The sequence below is a fragment of the Dactylosporangium sp. CA-052675 genome (genome assembly GCF_050947935.1).
In the GTDB taxonomy this organism is placed as follows: domain Bacteria; phylum Actinomycetota; class Actinomycetes; order Mycobacteriales; family Micromonosporaceae; genus Dactylosporangium.
The window spans coordinates 7051702-7069647 of the sequence record NZ_CP192010.1; the positions used below are offsets into that span (position 1 = coordinate 7051702).

General features: G+C 72.2%; 16 protein-coding genes. 4 read left to right on the forward strand and 12 right to left on the reverse strand.

All coding sequences use genetic code 11. The annotated features are described in order from the left end of the window. Positions 1-223: 223 nt before the first annotated feature. The 5 genes from ACQP1P_RS31450 to ACQP1P_RS31470 form a co-directional block, all read right to left on the reverse strand. Positions 224-1663, reverse strand: a complete 1440-nt coding sequence (locus ACQP1P_RS31450; RefSeq protein WP_433076318.1) for a M1 family metallopeptidase — start codon at positions 1661-1663, stop codon at positions 224-226. A 10-nt stretch (positions 1664-1673) separates the two neighbouring features. Beyond that, the gene (locus ACQP1P_RS31455; protein ID WP_433076320.1) at positions 1674-2528 is read right to left on the reverse strand and encodes a metal ABC transporter substrate-binding protein; all 855 of its coding nucleotides are present in this window, start codon (positions 2526-2528) and stop codon (positions 1674-1676) included. A 448-nt stretch (positions 2529-2976) separates the two neighbouring features. Further along, positions 2977-3564, reverse strand: coding sequence for a TMEM165/GDT1 family protein (locus ACQP1P_RS31460; RefSeq protein ID WP_433076322.1), 588 nt, complete (start codon positions 3562-3564; stop codon positions 2977-2979). A 266-nt stretch (positions 3565-3830) separates the two neighbouring features. Next, the gene (serS, locus tag ACQP1P_RS31465) at positions 3831-5123 is read right to left on the reverse strand and encodes a serine--tRNA ligase (protein WP_433076323.1); all 1293 of its coding nucleotides are present in this window, start codon (positions 5121-5123) and stop codon (positions 3831-3833) included. Positions 5124-5168: 45 nt separating this feature from the next. Next, on the reverse strand, positions 5169-5852 hold the full coding sequence (locus ACQP1P_RS31470) for a TetR/AcrR family transcriptional regulator (protein ID WP_433076325.1): 684 nt from the start codon (positions 5850-5852) through the stop codon (positions 5169-5171). An 84-nt stretch (positions 5853-5936) separates the two neighbouring features. Here ACQP1P_RS31470 and ACQP1P_RS31475 point away from each other — a divergent pair, with 84 nt between their 5' ends. Beyond that, positions 5937-7355: a DHA2 family efflux MFS transporter permease subunit gene (locus ACQP1P_RS31475; RefSeq protein ID WP_433076327.1), complete on the forward strand. Its 1419-nt coding sequence runs from the start codon at positions 5937-5939 to the stop codon at positions 7353-7355. Here the strand turns inward: ACQP1P_RS31475 and ACQP1P_RS31480 are convergent. Beyond that, entirely contained in the window at positions 7297-8829 is a 1533-nt protein-coding gene (locus tag ACQP1P_RS31480; RefSeq protein ID WP_433076329.1) for an MFS transporter, read from the reverse strand. The genes ACQP1P_RS31475 and ACQP1P_RS31480 overlap by 59 nt on opposite strands. Before the next feature lie 103 nt (positions 8830-8932). Beyond that, the gene (locus ACQP1P_RS31485; protein WP_433076330.1) at positions 8933-10294 is read right to left on the reverse strand and encodes a cytochrome P450; all 1362 of its coding nucleotides are present in this window, start codon (positions 10292-10294) and stop codon (positions 8933-8935) included. 186 nt (positions 10295-10480) lie between these two features. Here ACQP1P_RS31485 and ACQP1P_RS31490 point away from each other — a divergent pair, with 186 nt between their 5' ends. Next, positions 10481-11506, forward strand: a complete 1026-nt coding sequence (locus ACQP1P_RS31490; RefSeq protein WP_433076332.1) for an adenosine deaminase — start codon at positions 10481-10483, stop codon at positions 11504-11506. Positions 11507-11549: 43 nt separating this feature from the next. On the opposite strand, the gene ACQP1P_RS31495 is transcribed toward ACQP1P_RS31490, so the two are convergent. Next, the gene (locus ACQP1P_RS31495; protein ID WP_433090178.1) at positions 11550-11897 is read right to left on the reverse strand and encodes a Fur family transcriptional regulator; all 348 of its coding nucleotides are present in this window, start codon (positions 11895-11897) and stop codon (positions 11550-11552) included. Positions 11898-12146: 249 nt separating this feature from the next. On the opposite strand from ACQP1P_RS31495, the gene ACQP1P_RS31500 reads away from it, so the two are divergent. Then, positions 12147-13757, forward strand: coding sequence for a DHA2 family efflux MFS transporter permease subunit (locus ACQP1P_RS31500; RefSeq protein ID WP_433076334.1), 1611 nt, complete (start codon positions 12147-12149; stop codon positions 13755-13757). 161 nt (positions 13758-13918) lie between these two features. On the opposite strand, the gene ACQP1P_RS31505 is transcribed toward ACQP1P_RS31500, so the two are convergent. The 4 genes from ACQP1P_RS31505 to ACQP1P_RS31520 all read right to left on the reverse strand — a co-directional run bounded on the left by ACQP1P_RS31505 (position 13919) and on the right by ACQP1P_RS31520 (position 16822). Continuing rightward, on the reverse strand, positions 13919-14272 hold the full coding sequence (locus ACQP1P_RS31505) for a DUF4406 domain-containing protein (protein ID WP_433076336.1): 354 nt from the start codon (positions 14270-14272) through the stop codon (positions 13919-13921). Continuing rightward, positions 14269-15036 carry a DeoR/GlpR family DNA-binding transcription regulator gene (locus tag ACQP1P_RS31510; protein WP_433076338.1) on the reverse strand — a complete coding sequence of 256 codons (768 nt, stop codon included), beginning with the start codon at positions 15034-15036 and terminating at the stop codon, positions 14269-14271. The genes ACQP1P_RS31505 and ACQP1P_RS31510 overlap by 4 nt, the downstream gene beginning before the upstream one ends. A gap of 61 nt (positions 15037-15097) precedes the next feature. After that, complete coding sequence (locus tag ACQP1P_RS31515) at positions 15098-16135, reverse strand: lysylphosphatidylglycerol synthase transmembrane domain-containing protein (protein WP_433076340.1); 1038 nt, start codon at positions 16133-16135, stop codon at positions 15098-15100. Positions 16136-16264: 129 nt separating this feature from the next. Continuing rightward, entirely contained in the window at positions 16265-16822 is a 558-nt protein-coding gene (locus ACQP1P_RS31520; RefSeq protein WP_433076341.1) for a RipA family octameric membrane protein, read from the reverse strand. Between the two features lie 197 nt (positions 16823-17019). On the opposite strand from ACQP1P_RS31520, the gene ACQP1P_RS31525 reads away from it, so the two are divergent. Beyond that, a complete protein-coding gene (locus ACQP1P_RS31525; RefSeq protein ID WP_433076343.1) occupies positions 17020-17934 on the forward strand; it encodes an alpha/beta fold hydrolase in 915 nt (304 codons plus the stop codon). Positions 17935-17946: the final 12 nt, after the last annotated feature.

Sequence of the window (17946 nt, forward strand, 5' to 3'; positions counted from 1 at the left end):
GGTCAGCCGCGCCCGGCGCCGCGACGATGCCTTCTGACGATTGGGTCGAGGGTTCGGGGGGCCGCAGTGGGCATCGTGCAGGTGGCTGGCCCTGTGCCGGGCCATGCACTGGTCGCGGCCCACGCCGTGCAGCACCGCGTGCATGATCGGCCACGCCGGGGTCGTGGCCTCCGCCGCCGGCCGCGTTCGCTGTCGACCCGTCGCCGTCCTGAGGCCGGCCGTGTCAGGCGGGTGTCGTCGGGGAGTCCAGCCAGGCGTTGATCAGGGACGTGAAGTCGCGGCCGGTCTGGCGGTTCACGAAGGCGATGAAGTCCGCCCGCGACTTCGCCGTGCCCGCGTTCGACGACGCCCACGCCCGGCCCAGGGCGAAGAAGCGCTCGTCGCCCAGGGCCATGTGCAGCTGCCGCAGCATCAGGGCCGGGCACACGTAGACGTTGTTCTCGGCGAAGCTGTCCGCCCGCGGGTGGCCCGGCGGGCCGATGCGCCCGCGCAGGTCGGCGTCGGCGGAGCGGGCCGCCCGTTCCCAGCGGGCCATCGCCGCCGGGTCGGACCGGGTGCGGTACAGCTGCTCGACGTAACTGGCCCAGCCCTCGTTCAGCCACACGTCCTGCCAGGTCGCCGGGCCGACCGCGTCGCCGAACCACTGGTGGGCCAGCTCGTGGACGAGGACGTCGGGGGCGCCGGTGCCGTGGGCCACGTCGGCGCCGACGGTCATCATCTGCTGGGTCTCCATCGCGGACTGCGACGGCACGAGGACCACGCCGGTCGACGGGAACGGGTACGGGCCGAAGCGGGTCTCCAGCCACTGGACGTACGCCGGGAGCTGCCGCAGCGCCTCGAGCTGGCCGGCGTTGTCGGAGGGGCGGGTCCACAGGGTGATCGGGAGGTTGTTCGGGCCCGTGAGCTCGGTCTTCGTGTACTGCCCGACCGCGAGCGTGGTCAGGTAGGAGGCGACGGGCGTGGCCGAGGCGTAGCGGAAGGTGGTGCCGGAGACCGGGCCGGGCGTGCCGCTCGCGACGGCCGACCAGCCCTGCGGCACCGTGACCGCGATGTCGTACAGCGCCTTGTCCGACGGCTGGTCGTTCGCCGGGTACCAGGTGCTGGCCCCGTACGGCTCCTGCATCGTCCACAGCTCGCCGCCCGGGGTCACCGTCAGGCCGAGCGGCTCCACGTCCCCGCGGTGCGAGGGCATCGCGACGGTCGTGGGGGTCCCGCTGTACCCCACCGCGAGCGTCGCCACCGCCCCCGCCGGCAGCGCCTTGTCGACGACGAGATCGCCGTCCGCGACCCGGCCCGGCACGGTGGCTCCGTCGATGCTGATGGAGCTCAGGGTGTACGCGCTGGAGAAGTCGAGCCTGACCGCGTCCACGGCGTGCACGGCGCGCACGCGGATCGTCGCGGTGCCGGTGAGCGTGCGCGGCTCGGGGGCCCAGGTCAGGGCCAGGTCGTAGTGCAGGACGTCGAGCGCGGGGTTGCCGTAGGCCGGGTAGATCGGGTCGGCGACCGGCGACGAGGTGCCGTCGCGGTTGCCGTGGTCCTCGACGGCGGTGCTGCGGGTGGCGCCCGGGGAGGTGATGGGCAGGCCCTGGGCGTGCGGCGGCCGGGGCGTGCAGCCGGTGACCAGCAGCACGGCCGCCGTCAGCACCCCGAGCGCGCGTCGCACCCGACGAAGACTAGCCGCAGCCGAGGGCGGAGCGGAGGGTCGCGAGGTTGGTGCGCATGGTCGTGATGTACGTCTCCCCGTCCTCGACGCCCTCGATCGGGTCGAGCACGGCCGCCCGGGCGCCGATCTCGCGGGCGACGGTCTCCGACAGCTTCGGGCTGACCAGCGACTCGAAGAAGATCGTGGTGACTCCGCGCTCCTTCGCCAGCCGGGCCACGTCCCGCACCCGCTGCGGGCCCGGCTCCTCGTCCGGGTTCAGGCCGGTGACGGGGACCTGGGTGAGCCCGTAGCGCGCGGTGAGATAGCCGAACGCCTCGTGACTGGTGACCACGTCGTGCCGGGCGCAGTTCGCCAGTCCGCGGCGGTACTCCCCGTCGAGCTCCCGCAGCCTGGCCTCCAGCCCGGCGGCGCGCTGCCGGAACTCGCCGGCGTGGGCGGGGTCGGCCTCGGCGAGGCGGTCCGCGACCTTGCCGGCGATGGTGGCCAGCCGCGTCGGGTCGAGCCACACGTGCGGGTCGGCGCCGTGCAGCGAGGCGACGGTGGACACGTCGAACGTCCTGGCCTTCTGCTGCAGGTCGGCGCCCTCGTCGACGGCGGGCTGGAAGCCTCGCAGATACAGCACCAGGTCCGCGTCCTCGAGCGCCGCGAGCTGGCTCGGCTGCAGTTCGAGGTCGTGCGGCTCGGCTCCGGCCCGGGTCAGGTTCTCCACGGCCACGCGGTCGCCGCCGATCTCCTCGGCGACGAACTGCAGCGGGTAGAACCCGGCCACGACCCGCACCCGGCCGTCGTCGGGCTGCTCGTGCACGGCGCACCCGGCGAGCGAGACGAGGGCCGCGCAGAGCACCGCCGTCGCCCTCCACCGCATGCCCCCAGTCTTCCGGGGATGACAATCATTGTCAAAAACGCATGGATTCGGTCGCGCGTCCCGGGCCTGTCCCGGCTCGATCGCGAGCCCGGCGGCCGGCTGTGCATTCGCACCTACCCCCGCCGCGAGGCCGTCCGTCCCGGCCCTGCCCCTCTCGCGAGTCCCTGCCGCGGGCAGGGCTCTCGCGTGCAGGCCGCCGCGTGCCGCCGCGCGGACGGCCCACCGCTCCGGCGCCAATGCCCCTCCTGAGCCCGGCCGTCGGCGAGGCGCCCCGCGCCCGGAACGCCACGGGGCCGCCCGCACCACCGGTGCGCGGGCGGCCCCGTGAACGGTCGATCGCCGGACGAACGCCGCAGCGAATCTCCCATGTCGCATTTATCCCCTGACAGGCGATAAATGCGAGCATGTCGTGGCGCGGAGCGCCCGACATGTCGGGAAGCTCCCCGCGTCAGAGCAGCTCGCGCAGCGCCTCGATCAGCAGCCACACGCCGAAGATCACAAACAGCGCCGCGGCCCCGTACTTGATGGCCTTCTCCGGCAGGTGCCGCCCCAGCTGGCGGCCGACCACGATCGCCAGGGCGTCCGCGGCGACCATGCCGACCGTCGAGCCGATCCAGGTGCCCAGCCAGCCGTGCTGCGTGGCCAGCGTGATCGTCGCCAGCATCGTCTTGTCGCCCAGCTCGGCCAGGAAGAACGACACGCCCACGGCGATGATCGCGGAGCGGGTGGTGCGCTCGGCCTTGCCGCGCTCCTCCTCCGTCAGCGTGTCGCCGCGCAGGGTCCAGGCGCCGAAGGCGAAGAAGGCCAGCGCGGCCACGAGCGAGATCCAGGCGGTCGGCAGGGCGGCGCCGAGGCCGTAGCCGACGGCGACGGAGACCAGGTGGACGACCGCTGTGGCGACGGTGATGCCGATGAGCACCGGCACGGTGCGGAAGCGGGTGGCGAACGTCAGCGCCATCAGCTGGGACTTGTCGCCGAGTTCGGCGACGAAGATGACGCCGAAGCTGATGGCGAGGGCGGAGAGGAACGCGCTCAAGGTGGAACCCTTCCCGGGACGGACCGGGAGGCGAGGGCGGACGACCTCGACCCGGCCGTCCGACTCGTGAAAAACACAGCCGACAGCGAGGCCGAAAGTCTCGTCCGCTTCCGAGAACGGAAGCCGCACGGCCGGGCCTGAAACTTCCAGCGCCAGTATGTCGACCGGGCAGTTGAGGACTACTCCCCTTCGTTCACCCTCACCCTAGCGGAGCCCGCGGCCCCGCACGACGTGATCACCGGCACGTCGGGCGGGGCCGCGGCGCCCTACTTGCGCTTCGAGGGCTTCGTGATGCGGTCCGTGCCGACCTTGTCCCGCAGCACCTCGGGGACCAGCACCGAGCCGTCGGGCTGCTGGAACTGCTCGAGGATGGCGGGGACGAGCCGGCTGGTCGCCAGCGCGGAGCCGTTGAGCGTGTGCACGAACTTGTTGTTCTTGGAGCCGGGCACGCGGTAGCGGATGCCGGCCCGGCGGGCCTGGTAGTCGCCGGCCCAGGAGACCGAGGAGATCTCCTTGTACTTGCCGGTGCTGGGCATCCAGACCTCGATGTCGATGGTCTTGCGCATCGAGGCGCTCGCGTCGCCGGCCGCCAGCAGCGAGCGGCGGAAGTGCAGGCCGAGGTCGCGCACCAGGCCCTCGGCGTAGTCGACCATCTCCTCGAGGGTCTTCTCGCCGTCCTCCTGGCTGGTGAACTGGAAGATCTCGACCTTGTTGAACTGGTGGCCGCGGACCGTGCCGCGCTCGTCGGAGTGCGAGCCGGCCTTCTCGCTGCGGTAGCAGGGGGTGTACGCGTACACCCGGTGGGGCAGGCTGTCGGTCTCGAAGATCTCGTTCTGGTAGGCGCCCAGGATCGCCGTCTCCGAGGTCGGCAGCAGGAACCGGCCCCGCTCGCCCTCCTCCGCGGCGATGTGGAACACCTCGTCGTAGAACTTCGGGAACTGCCCGGCGGCGTAGCCGGCCGAGTCCAGCAGCAGGTGCGGCGGGAGCATGAACTGGTAGCCGGCCGCGAAGTGCCGGTCGATGAACCAGTTCACCAGCGCGAACTCCAGCCGGGCGCCCCAGCCGGTGTAGATCCAGAAGCCGGAGCCGCCGAGCTTCACGCCGCGCTCGTAGTCCACGAGCCCGAGGTCGGTGGAGAGCTGGACGTGGTCGCGCAGGTTCTCGATCACCGGCGGCTCGCCGTAGACCTGCACGACCTGGTTGGCCTCCTTGCCGCCGGCCACCACGTCGTCGGCGGGGAGGTTCGGCAGCACGCTCATGGCGGTGTCGAGGTCGCGCTGGGTCTGCGCCAGGCGCTCCTCGAGCTCGGCGAGGGCGGCCTTGGCGTCGCGGGCGCCCGCCTCGATGGCCTGGCCGGCGGCCTTGGCGGCGGCGAACGCGCGCGCCTCCTCCTTGCGCCGGGCCCGCTCGGCGTCGATCTCGCCGATGAGCTCGCGCCGCTGCTTGTCGAGGTCGGCGATCGCACTCAGCGCGCGGGACACCTCGGACGGCTCGAGCCTCTTGGACAGTCCGGCCTCGACGGAGGCCCGGTCCTTGCGAATCAAGTCGATGTCGAGCATGCTGCCGCGCACCTTCGCTTCGATTTTGGGAGAAAACCCGGACGCTCAGGATGCTACCGGGCGCCCCGCGGCCATGTTCTCCACCGCGCCCATCAACAGGTCGATGCCGAAGGAGTAGTACCGCTCGAGGTCCGGCAGGGACCGGTAGCTCTCGGCGAGGCGGACCATGTGCGGGAACTGCTGCGGGGGCAGGCCCTCCAGGTGCAGCCGCTGGCGCCGGAGCCAGTCGCCGACCTGGTCCGGGGGCACCGCGAGCGGGCAGCCGGGCTGGGCCTGCACCAGGCCGATCGCCGCGTGCAGGAGGTAGGAGGCGACCCAGTACGCCTCCTCGAGGGTGAACCCGGCCCGCTCCAGCAGCCCGAGCGCGTCGTCGGTGGCCCTCGTGAAGCCCTCGACCTGCTGCTTGTCGGACGCGTGCAGCAGGTCGGGCAGGCACGGGTGGGCCCGCATGGCGCGCACGAGCGCCTCGACCATCGCGCGCAGCTGGGCGGGCCAGGGATCGGTCGCGTGGCGGTCGGCGCGCACCTCGGCCAGGACGTGGTCGATCAGGCCGAGCAGCAGCTCTTCCTTGTTCTTGAAGTGCCAGTACAGCGCCATCGGGGTGACGCCGAGCTCCTGGGCGAGCCGGCGGATGGTGACGGCCTCGAGCCCGTCGGTGTCGCCGATGCGCAGGGCGCGCTCGGCGACGGCGGACTTCGTGAGGCGCTCGGCGGAGGTCTTGGGCGGCACTTGACAACTGTACAACGTATGGGTTCTCCTCTACAACGTACATGTACGACGTACAGGTACACCGTATAGGGGGAGCACACCACCATGAGAAATCGCTGGCTGGCCCTGGTCGCCGTGGCCCTGGGCACCTTCATGACCTACCTGGACAACAACGTCGTCAACGTGGCGCTGCCGTCGATCCAGCGCGACCTGCACCTGAGCATCTCGGGGCTGGAGTGGATCGCGAGCGCGTACATCCTGGTCTTCGCCGGCCTGCTGCTGGTCGGCGGCCGCGTCGCCGACGTGTTCGGCATGCGCGGCATGTTCTTCACCGGCCTGGCCGTCTTCACGGTCGCGTCCGTCGCCGCCGGCCTGGCCGGCAGCCAGGAGGTCCTGATCGGATCCCGGGCCCTGCAGGGCGTCGGCGCGGCCCTGCTGACCCCGACGGCCCTGGCCCTGCTCACCGAGCTGTTCCCGGACCCGAAGGAGCGCGGGGCCGCGGTCGGGATCTGGGGCGGCGTGGGCGCCCTCGCCCTCGCGATCGGGCCGCTGACCGGCGGATACCTCAGCCAGCACGCCTCCTGGGGCTGGATCTTCCTCATCAACGCCCCGATCGGCGTGGCCACCGCCGTGCTCGGCGCGCTGACGCTGCCCGCGGGCCGGCGCAGCGGCAACCGCAGCCTCGACCTGCCCGGCCTGGCCACGAGCGCCCTGGCCCTGTTCGCGCTGACCTACGCGCTCATCGAGGGCGAGTCGAAGGGCTGGGCCTCGGGCACCATCCTCGGCGCGTTCGCGCTGGCCGCGTTCGCCGCGATCGGGTTCGTCGTCATCGAGCTGCGCACCGAGCACCCGATGGTCGACCTCAAGTTCTTCCGGATGCGGGTCTTCAGCGGCGGCCTCGCCACCATGGGCCTCTGGGCGTTCGGCGTCTTCGGCATCTACTTCTTCACCGCGATCTTCCTCCAGAACGTCCTCGGCTTCTCCCCGACCGAGGCCGGCTCGGCGTTCGTCCCCATGGCGATCGTCATGGCGGTCACGGCCACCGTCGCGCCCCGGCTCGAGGCGCGCTTCGGCGCCGGGCCCACGGTCGCGGCCGGCATGGCGCTGATGGCGGCCGGCGTCGGCGCGCTCGCGACCGTCGGCGAGGGCGCCGGGTACACCGACCTGCTCCCCTGGTTCGTGGTGTTCGGCCTCGGCGGCGGCCTGCTGGTCCCGCTCAACAACGTGATCCTGGGCGCGCTGCCGCCGGGCCGGGCCGGGATCGCCTCGGGCATGCTCAACGTGTCGCGCGAGGTCTTCGGCCTGCTCGGCATCACGATCCTCGGGGCGATCCTGGCCGACCGGCAGGGCGCGGCGAGCGGCGAGCCGCTGCACCGGTTCCTGGCCGGCTACCAGTTCTCGCTGGTCGTGGCCGCCTCGCTGGTCGCCGTCGGGGTGCCGATCGCGCTGGTGATGCTGCGGCGGGTCACGACTGCGCGGACGCCGGTGGCCGTGGCCCCGGAGCCTGAGCTCCAGCCCGTCTGAGCGAGGCCGGGGGAGCATCCAGGGCGCAGTGCCGCAAGGGGTGCTCCCCCGGCACCTTCGGTTCGGCCCGCGGGTTGCGGATGCTCACCGCGGCCAGGCCGCCGGCGAGCACGCACAGCGCCGCGCAGATCAGCACGGCCCGGTGGAAGCCCGCGGACAGCAGGTCGGGCGAGGCGTAGGCGGCCGCGGTGATGCCCGCGGCCGCCGGGAGCACCGCGACGGCGACGAGGCCGGCCGCCCGGGCGACGTCGTTGTTGACCGCCGAGGCCATGCCGGCGTGCGTCGCCGGCGCCGAGGACAGCGCCGTGGAGGTCAGCGGCGCGACGGTGATGGACAGACCCAGACCCAGCACCAGTACCGCCGGCAGCACCTCGGTCAGGTAGGAGCCCCCGGCGTCGATGCGGGCGTACAGCGCCATCCCGGCCCCGGCGACGACCGGCCCGAGGCTCATCTGCAGCCGCGGCCCGATCCGCGCGGCGAGGGCGCCCGAGCGCGAGGACAGCAGCAGCATCACGACCGTCAGCGGCAGCAGGGAGACGCCGGCCTCCAGCGGGGAGTACCCGGCGACCTGCTGCAGCTGGATCGGCAGCAGGAACAGGGCGCCGCCGAGCGCGCCGTAGAGGATGAAGGTGACCACGTTGGTCGCGGTGAACTGGGCGGAGCCGAACAGCCCGAGCGGCAGCATCGGGTGCTCGAGCCGGGTCTGGCGCCAGAGGAACCCGGCCACGAGCAGGGCCCCGGCGACCAGGGCGGCGAGGACGGGCGCGCTGGTCCAGCCGAGGGCCTGGCCCTCGATGAGCCCGTAGGTGACGCCGATGAGCCCGGCGGTGATCAGCGCCCCGGAGACCAGGTCGACCCGGCCGCTCGCCTCCTCGTCGCGGGACTCGGGGACGTGGCGCCAGGTGAGGTACACCACCGCCGCCGCGATCGGCACGTTGATGGCGAAGATGAGCCGCCACGACGAGGAGCCGAGGCCGACGAGCCAGCCGCCGAGGAAGGGCCCGATCGCCGTGGCCACGCCGCCGAGCCCCGACCACGCGCCGATCGCCCGGCTGCGGTCCTCGGGCCGGAACGACGCCTGCAGGATCGCGAGGCTGCCCGGGGTGAGCAGGGCCGCGCCGACGCCCTGCAGCGCCCGGGCGGCGACGAGCGTCCACCCGTCCGGCGCGATCCCGCAGAGCACGGACGCGGCCGCGAACCACACCACGCCGAAGGTGAAGACCCGCCGCCGGCCGTACCGGTCGCCGAGCGCGCCCGCGAGCAGCAGCAGCCCGGCCAGGGTCAGCGTGTAGGCGGTCACGACCCACTGCAGCACCTGCAGGCCGGTGTCGAAGGAGCGCCCGATCGCGGGCAGGGCGATGCCGACGACGGTCGCGTCGATGGAGGCGATGCCGGAGCCGAGGATGGTGGCGGTGAGCACCCAGCGGCCGGTGGCACTGCCGAAGGAGAGGCGTTCGTCCGCGGTGGTGGTCATGCGCCCAACGTAGACCGTCCCGCCCGGTGCGGTCTTGCCACCACGGACGCCGGGATGTCTGGCGGGAGCAACGGTCCGCAGGTAGCGCGGGCCCGAGCCATCGTCAATGCCTGCGGCCCTTGACCCTCACCTTGAACGACATCGCGGGGCCGGGGGTCGGGGCGGTCTTCGTCGCCAGGGTGTAGTCCGGTGACTCCAGCTCCAGGTCGAGGCGGTGCAGCAGCCGGGCCATCGACAGGGCCATCTGGACGTCGGCGAAGCTCTTGCCGAGGCAGGTGTGGGGCCCGCGGCCGTACGGCGAGTACGCCCCCGGCCGCAGGTGCTCGGCCCGCGGCTTCTCGTAGCGGGTGATGTCGAACGTGAGCGGGTCCGGGAAGTACTCCTCCATGAAGTGCGGCACGGTCGTGGCGATGTAGACCGTCTCGCCCGCCCGCACGGTGTGCCCGGCGAAGGAGAAGTCGCGGGTCGCGGTGCGGATCAGGGTGACCGCGACCGGGTACATCCGCATGGTCTCCATGAGCGCGTAGCGCGTCGCGGGCAGCCGCCGCACGTCCTCGTCGGCGATCGGGCCGCCGGCGAACAGGGCGTCGGCCTCGGCCTGGATGCTCGCGAGGACCTCCGGGTGCTTGAGCACCGCGTAGAGGAACGCCGCCGTCGTGTTGGCCACGGTGTCCAGCCCGGCCACGTAGGGCCCGGTGAGCGTGAGCACCAGGTCCTCGGCCGGCACCAGGTGGGGCCGGTTCAGGTGGGCGTCCATGAGGTCCTCGACGAGGTTGCGCTCGCCCGCGGGGGTCTGGCCGTGGCGCGCCTTGAGGTCGGCCGCCATGCGCTCACCGAGCTCGAAGACCCGCGCCTTGGCCCTGCGGTACTTCGGGTTGCGCAGCAGGATGCGCGGGCGCTGGCGGGTGACCAGGACGTTGAGCACGTAGAGCGTCAGCAGCCGGATGTCGGGCACGTACTCGCGCGGCGCGGCCCCGGTGAGCAGTTCGCCGAGCTGTTCGGTGACGAGGTACTGCATGCCCTGCACGACGGGCACGGTCGTGCCCGGGCGCCAGTCGCGTTCGAGCACCCGGTCGGTGATGTCGAGCAGTTCGGGGCCGCGGCCCTTGATGGCGTCGCGCGAGTAGCCCCGGCGCATGAGCTCGCGCAGCTCCTTGTGGCTCTCCCCGTCCTCGCCGGTGATGGTCCGGGTGGCGCCGTACTCGTCGATCATCCCCTGCCAGAACTCCCGGGAGCGCAGGCACTCGCGGCCCTCGCGGGAGTTCATGAACTCGGCGGCCCCGGCGCCGGCGAGGACGGTGCAGGACTTGCCGAGCAGCTTCATCCGGAAGACCGGGCCGTGCTCGCGGTACGCCTTCACGAGGAAGGCCGCGGGGTCCTTGCCCATCTCGAGGGCGCTGCCGAGGATGGGCACGCCCCTCACCGTCGGCGTCGGCCCGACCGGCGCCTCCTCCGTGATCGTCATTCGATCGAGGCTATCGAATGGGACTGCGTTTCGATGCCCTCCGCGTTACTGATTCGTGACGAACGACTACCTGTTATGGTCGGCCTGCGGGCCGAGAGGCGCTGCGACGGGTGCCCCCCGCATCCGCCACGCTCGGACCGCCCCGCGGACACGTAAGGGCGCCTCCGACGCGGAGGGCACATCCCCATGCGCGACCTCACCGAGTTCGTGGCCGGCCTGCCCAAGGTCGAGCTCCACGTGCACCACGTCGGCTCCGCCGCCCCGGCGACGGTGGCCCGGCTGGCCGAGCGCCACGCCGGCAGCACCCTGGTCCCCGCCGACGCGCAGCTGCTGGCCGAATACTTCACGTTCACCGACTTCGCCCACTTCATCGAGATCTACCTGTCGGTCGTCGATCTCATCCGCGACGCCGAGGACGTGGCGACGCTGACGTACGACATCGGCGTGAACCTGGCCGCGCAGAACGTCCGCTACGCCGAGCTGACCCTGACGCCGTACTCCTCGATCACCCGCGGCATCCCGGCCGAGGCGTTCTGCGAGGCGGTCGAGGACGCCCGTGCCCGCGTGGCCCGCGACCACGGCACGGAGCTGCGCTGGTGCTTCGACATCCCGGGCGAGGCCGGCATCCCCTCGGCCGACGTGACCCTGGAGACGGCGCTCAAGCACCGCCCGGACGGCCTGGTCAGCTTCGGCCTGGGCGGACCCGAGCGCGGCGTGCCCCGCGAGTGGTTCGCGCCGCACTTCGCCCAGGCCCGCGCGGCCGGCCTGCGCAGCGTCCCGCACGCCGGCGAGTCGACGGGCCCCGAGACGATCTGGGACGCCCTGCGCCACCTCGACGCCGAGCGCATCGGCCACGGCATCGCCGCCGCGTCGGACCCGGCGCTCATGGCGTACCTGCGGGACAACGACATCCCGCTGGAGGTCTGCCCGACGTCGAACGCGTGCACCCGCTCGGTGCCGTCCCTCGCCGAGCACCCGCTGCCGGCGCTGGTGGCGGCCGGCGTGCCGGTGACCATCAACTCCGACGACCCGCCGATGTTCTCGACCACGCTCAACCAGGAGTACCTCGTCGCGGCCACCCTGCTGGGGCTGGACGCCGACGGTGTCGCCGGCCTAGCGCGGCAGGGGGTGCGGTACTCGTTCCTCGACGACGCGCGCAAGGCCGCCCTGATCGCGGAGATCGACGCCTACACCGAGGCGTTCCAGCGGTAGCCGCGCGTCGCCCCGGGCCGTCACCCGTGGCGGCCCGGGCGGGTCAGTGCTTGCAGGCGGCGCAGGTGCCGAAGATCTCCAGCGTGTGGCTCACGTCGGTGAAGCCGTGCTCCTCGCCGACGCGGTCGGCCCAGCGCTCCACCGCCGGCCCGAGCACCTCCACCGTGCGGCCGCAGCCGCGGCAGACGAGGTGATGGTGGTGGCGGTCACTGCACCGGCGGTAACGGGTGTCACTGCCCGGGACCTGCATCACATCGATCTCGTTGGTCTCGGCGAGCAGCTGCAGGGTGCGGTAGACGGTCGTGAGGCCCACGTTCGCGCCGCGCTCGCGCAGCATCACGTGCAGCTCCTGGGCGCTGTAGAAGCCGTCGACGTCGCCGAGCAGCGTCATCACGGCGTCGCGCTGCTTCGTGTTGCGCCGGACCGGGTGCGCGTCCAAGTCGTGGGCATGGTCGTTCACTCGTAGAGCTTAGCGTAGCCTTAGTGGGTTGAACCTCCCCCGGTTCGGGCGTCTGCTTTGCGTTGCGCCGGCGGCGTAAGCAGGGGATCTCGATCGCGGCCCGCAACACGGGCCGCGTAGGCTGACGCCGAAACCAAACACTTGTACGTGTGATTCGCACACGGTGGGGGGAGCAAGGACGTGGCTCAACCGGAAGCAGCCGCAGCCTCGGGTGGAGGCGCGGCGGCAGCGCCTGACAAACTCGATGCCGCCGTATTCAAAATCGCGGGCGTGGTCGTGCTCGGCGCGATCATGTCGATCCTCGACGTGACGGTCGTCAGCGTGGCGATCCCGACGTTCATGGACAAGTTCGACGCCACCTACGCGCGCGTCGCCTGGACGATGACCGGTTACACCCTGGCCCTCGCCACCGTGATCCCGCTGTCCGGCTGGGCCGCGGACCGCTTCGGCACCAAACGGCTCTACATGCTGGCGCTGTTCCTGTTCACGGTCGGCTCCGGGCTGTGCGCCACGGCCGGCTCGATCGACCAGCTGATCGGCTACCGCGTGCTGCAGGGCCTCGGCGGCGGCATGCTGATGCCGATCGGCATGACGATCATGACGCGCGCGGCCGGCCCGCAGCGCATCGGCCGGCTCATGGCCGTGCTCGGCATCCCGATGCTGCTCGGCCCGATCGGCGGCCCGATCCTCGGCGGCTGGCTCATCGACGTGGCGAGCTGGCACTGGATCTTCCTGATCAACCTGCCGATCGGTGTCATCGCGCTCATCTACGCGCAGTTCGCGCTGCCGAAGGACAACACCGAGCCGTCGGAGTCCTTCGACTTCCTCGGCATGCTGATGCTCTCCCCCGGCCTGGCGCTGTTCCTGTTCGGCGTCTCCTCGCTGCCGGAGACCGGGACGATGAGCGCGACCAAGGTCTGGCTGCCGATGCTCATCGGCGGCCTGCTGGTGATCGGGTTCGTCCTCTACTCGTTCAAGCCCAAGCACCCGCTGCTGGACCTCCGGCTGTTCCGCAACCGGAACCTGGCGTTCGCGTCGCTGTCGCTGTTCGTCTTCATCATCGCGTTCATGGGCGCCGGCCTGCTCTTCCCGAGCTACTGGCTGCAGGTGCGCGGCGAGTCGACGCTGGACGCCGGCCTGCTCATGGCCCCGCAGGGCATCGGCGCGATGCTGACCATGCCGATCGCCGGCATGCTCGCCGACCGGATTCCGGTCGGGCGGACGGTGCCGTTCGCGATGGCCCTCATCGCGATCGGGTTCTTCTCGTTCACGCAGGTCGGCCCGGACACGTCGTTCCTGCTGCTGGAGGGCTCGCTGTTCGTGATGGGCCTGGGCATGGGCGGCACGATGATGCCGATCATGACCTCCGCGCTCAAGACGCTGACCGGCCACGACGTCGCCCGCGGCTCGACACTGGTGAACATCCTGCAGCAGATCGGCGGCTCGGTCGGCGGCGCCATCATGTCGGTGATCCTGACCAGCAAGACCGGCGACGCCCCGGCGGTCCCCGGCGCGACCAACCCGCAGACCGGCGGGCCGCTGAAGATCACCGACCTGGCGGTCGCCTCGCACCACGACCCGGCGCTGGCGGAGAAGCTCGGCCCGGCCGGGCCGGGCCTGATCGACCAGGGCCTGCACTACCTCGCCGACTCGTTCGCCTCGACGTACTGGGTGGCCTTCATCCTGGTGCTGTGCACGTTCATCCCGATCGCCTTCCTGCCGCGCAAGAAGGAGGTCTCGCACCTGCTGGACGACCAGCCCGCGGGTGCGCCGGCCGTGATGATCCACTAGGCGGCGACGCCACGACGAAGCGCTGTGAGGCCCCGGGCCTCACAGCGCTTCTGCGTAGGACACCCGGGCGGCCGATCCGCGGGACGTCGGCGGCGAAGGCGGCCGCCACGACGGCCCGGTGGTGATCGCCGCGTCGTCCGCCGTCGCGCGGAGAGGCGCCGTCACGCCGCCGGGACCTCGGCGAGGGAGGCGAAGACCGCCTTGCCCTCGGCCCGGGCCTGCGCGACCATCTCGTCCGCGCCCGCCGAGGGGCCGCCGACGCGCAGCACCGCGTCGCAGCGCGCCAGCAGCCGCGACGAGATCGGGTGGAAGATCTCGTCGAACACCGCGTCGCCCACGGCCGCCGACCCGGCCCGCTCGATGAGCGGCAGCGCGAGGGCCTCGCCGGTGACCGGCAGGTGCCCGGCCCGGAAGAGCGTGACGGCGGCGTCGTGCATGGTGTCGACGTTGGCGCGCAGCTTGGCCGGGTCGTCGCCGGTGCCGGAGCGGTAGGGGCCGGCCACGAGAATCATCATGCGGGAACTCCTTCGATCAGCACGCCGGCGTCGCGCACGGCGGCGAGGGTCGGATCGGACGGATCGGCGTCGGTCACGAGGACGTCCGCCGCGTCGAGGGGGCCGACGCGGGCGAAGGCCTGGACGCCGAGCTTGGTCGCGTCGGCCACGACGATCGTGCGGCCGGCCCGGCGCAGGGCGGCCCGCTTCACCGCGGCGTCGTCGAGGTCGAACTCGGACCAGCCCAGGTCGCGGTGCACGGCGCCGATGGACATGACGAACGTGTCGAAGCGCAGCTGCTCCAGGGCGGCGAGGGCCAGCGGCCCGACGAGGCTGCGCTCCCCCGCCCGCGACTCGCCGCCGATGACGAGCAGCCGGATCCCCGGCTGATCCGCCAGCCGTACCGCCGCCTGCAGGCTCAGCACCGCCACCGTCAACGGCGCCCGGGCGGGCAGGTGCGCGGCGAGCTCGGCGGTGGTCGTGCCGGCGTCGAGCAGCACGGTGCCGCCCGGCTCGATCAGCGCGGCCGCGGCCCGCCCGAGCCGCGACTTGGCCGCGGCCGACCAGCGCTCGCGGACCTCGAACCCGGCCGACTCGGCCGGCACGTCGAGCGCGACGGCGCCGCCCCGCACCCGGCGGACCAGGCCCTGCTCCTGCAGCTGGTCGAGGTCGCGGCGCACGGTCATCTCGGAGACGCCGAGGCGCTCGGCCAGTTCCCCGAGCGTCAGGCGGCCGCTGCCGCGCACGAGGCGGAGGGTCAGGTCAAGGCGATCCGGCACAGGCACGCGCCGAATCTAACAGCGATCTCTCAAATCTCACAATCCGGCGTCGGGTTATCTCACAACGCTAACGGCGGGCGGCGAGCGCGGGCGGCTGGACCGGCGGCGCGTCCGGGATCCTCGGCCCCCGGCGCAGGGTGGCGTACGCGAGCAGGCCGAGCGGGATGATGATCCAGCAGGAGAGCAGGCGGTACACGAGCATCGCGGCCGCCGCGGGCCCGTGCCCGGCGCCGGCGGAGACGAGCCCGGCCAGCAGCGCGACCTCGACCACGCCGATGCCGCCCGGGCTCAGCGGCACCTGGCGGACGAGCTGCACCGTGAGGTACACCGTCGCCAGCCGCACCAGGCTCACGTCGATGTCGAACGCGGCGGCGGTCGCGGCCAGGCAGGCGAAGTCGAGGCCCCAGTTGACGGTCGCGTGGACCAGGGACAGCACCCAGGAGCGGCGCGGCAACCGGCGCAGGTCGTCCCAGGTGCGCCGCACCGAGGCCTTCGAGCGGGCCACCCAGCCCCGGGCGGGCGCGGGCTCCTCGTCGTCGGCGAGCACCGGCGGCGGCACCGGGCGGCGCGGCGAGAGCAGGAAGTCGAGCCCGAACACGAGACCGGCGATGACCAGCATCGCGATGACGAGCACGAGCGTGTCGGGGTTGCCGGTGGCGCCGCCGCGCGGGATGAGCACCACCGCGCCGTACATGAGCACGAGCGCCACCCCCGACAGCACGCCGGAGAGCACCGCGACCGCGCCGGCCGTGCGCCGGGTGGCGCCCGCCGTGCGGAACTGCCGGAACGCGAAGCCGGCCGACACCGCCGAGCCGGCCGGCAGGCTGAACGAGATCGCCGAGCGTGTGAAGGTGACGGCGATGGCCCGCGGTACCGACATCCGCACCCCGAACCCGGCGAGCAGCCGCCGCTGCTGCAGGGCGAAGTGCCGCAGCGAGGTCATCTCCGCGGCGGCGGCGAGGACCAGCCACCAGGGGTGGGCGGAGCGCAGCACGCCGAGGGTCTGGCCGAAGTCGGGCAGGTTCTTGCGCAGGGTGAAGCCCGCCACCGCGAGCACCAGCAGCAGGCCGGTGATGCGCAGCACGGTCCTGCGTCGCTTGCCCACGAGATCACGATCCCACCGTCAGGTAGCAAAACGGCGAAGATCCTCAGCCCGATCTCAGTTGCGCACGTCACGCCGCCGACGCGCACGCCCCGGCGCGAGGCGGGCGGCACGCGACGCCGACCAGGCGCCTCAGCGCGCCGCGACGATCAGCAACAGCGCGACGTAGAGCAGCGCGAACAGCGCCGGCACCCACTGCTCGAGGCTGGTCACCGACCAGTAGCGGCGCTTGTCGCGCCCGGCCCCGAGGGCGTTCCACTCCGCCCGCCAGTACGGCGAAGCCGGGAGCCGTTCTTCCAGAACGCCGATCACCCGGAACTTCGCCGAACTAAGCTGCCGGTACGACCGGATGAGCCAGAACCACGCCACGCACTGGCCGACCAGCACGATGCACGGCATGACCAGCAGTCCCGCGCCTCGGCTCCACAGCTGCGGCACGAGCGTGCCGGCGGCGGTCAGGGTGGCGGTATTGACGGTGAGCAGGAACGTATTGGTCAGCCCGCGGCGGCCCGAGAGCCGATCGGCCATCTCGACGTAGATCCGGTACTGCTCGAGGACGGCCGCCTGGTACTTCTCCCCGGCGCCCGCGTAGGCGTCGCTGTCGACGGCGGTCCAGAGATCCTCGCGGATCTCGTCGACGGTGGCACTCGTCCGACGGAACTCGCGGAGGAACCGATCGATGGCGCTCATGTCCACCAGTCTCGCGAATTCACGCCACAGCTCACCCGGTATCGCTCCGGCACGGCATCACCGCGGGTATAACAGGCCCGTTAACCACGGCAAGGAAACCGGACATACCCGTGTCAACCCACACTTCTCACATCTGGTGGTCGACTGCCGATCCCAGTAACGTATCCACCAATCGTAGACGCCCCGGGAGGGCCCGAGTGTCCGACGAACGAGCCACACACTGCACGGTCAAGGCTCGTGACCGGCGGGCTATCGCGGTAGAGATCTCCGGCGACCCTGACGGCGTTCCAGTCTTCCTGCTGCACGGCATGCCCGGCAGCCGGGTCGGGCCGAGGCCCCGCGGCAGTGTCCTCTACCGACTGGGCATCCAGCTGATCTGCTACGACCGGCCCGGCTACGGGGGGTCCGACCGCCACGAGCAGCGGACCGTGGCATCGGCCGTCGAGGACGTCGAGGACATCGCCGCCGATCTGGAGCTCGACCGGTTCTCGATCGTCGGGCGCAGCGGCGGCGGTCCGCACGCGCTCGCCTGCGCCGCACGGCTGCCCGACCGGGTGACCAGCGCCGCCGTCCTGGTCGGCGTCGCGCCTGCCAACGCCCCGGATCTGGACTGGTACGCCGGCATGACCGACGCCAACGTCCGCGAATACTCCACCGTCGGCGCCGACTGGCTCAAGCTCGTCGAACGCGTCCGGCTGCAGGCCGACCGCATCCGCCGCGACCCGGTGAGTCTCGTCAAGTCGCTCCAGCAGCAGATGACCGACCCGGACCTGCGCGTCGTCGACGACGTCGCCATCCAGCGCCTGCTCGCCGACACCTACGCGGAGGCGCTGCGCCCGGGGCCGTACGGCTGGATCGACGACCTTTACGCGCTGCGGTCCGACTGGGGCTTCGACCTGGCCGACGTGCATCAGCCGGTGCTGCTGTGGCACGGCGCCGAGGACAACTTCACGCCGGTGAGTCACGCCCGCTGGCTCGCCCGGAAGATCCCCAACGCCGAGATCCGGGTCGAGACCGAGACCGCCCACTTCGGCGCGGTGGAGGTCCTTCCCGAGATCCTGCACTGGCTGATGACGTCGGCGCTGGTCGGCCCCGGGCGGCCCAGGGGCTGATCCGCCCCGGGC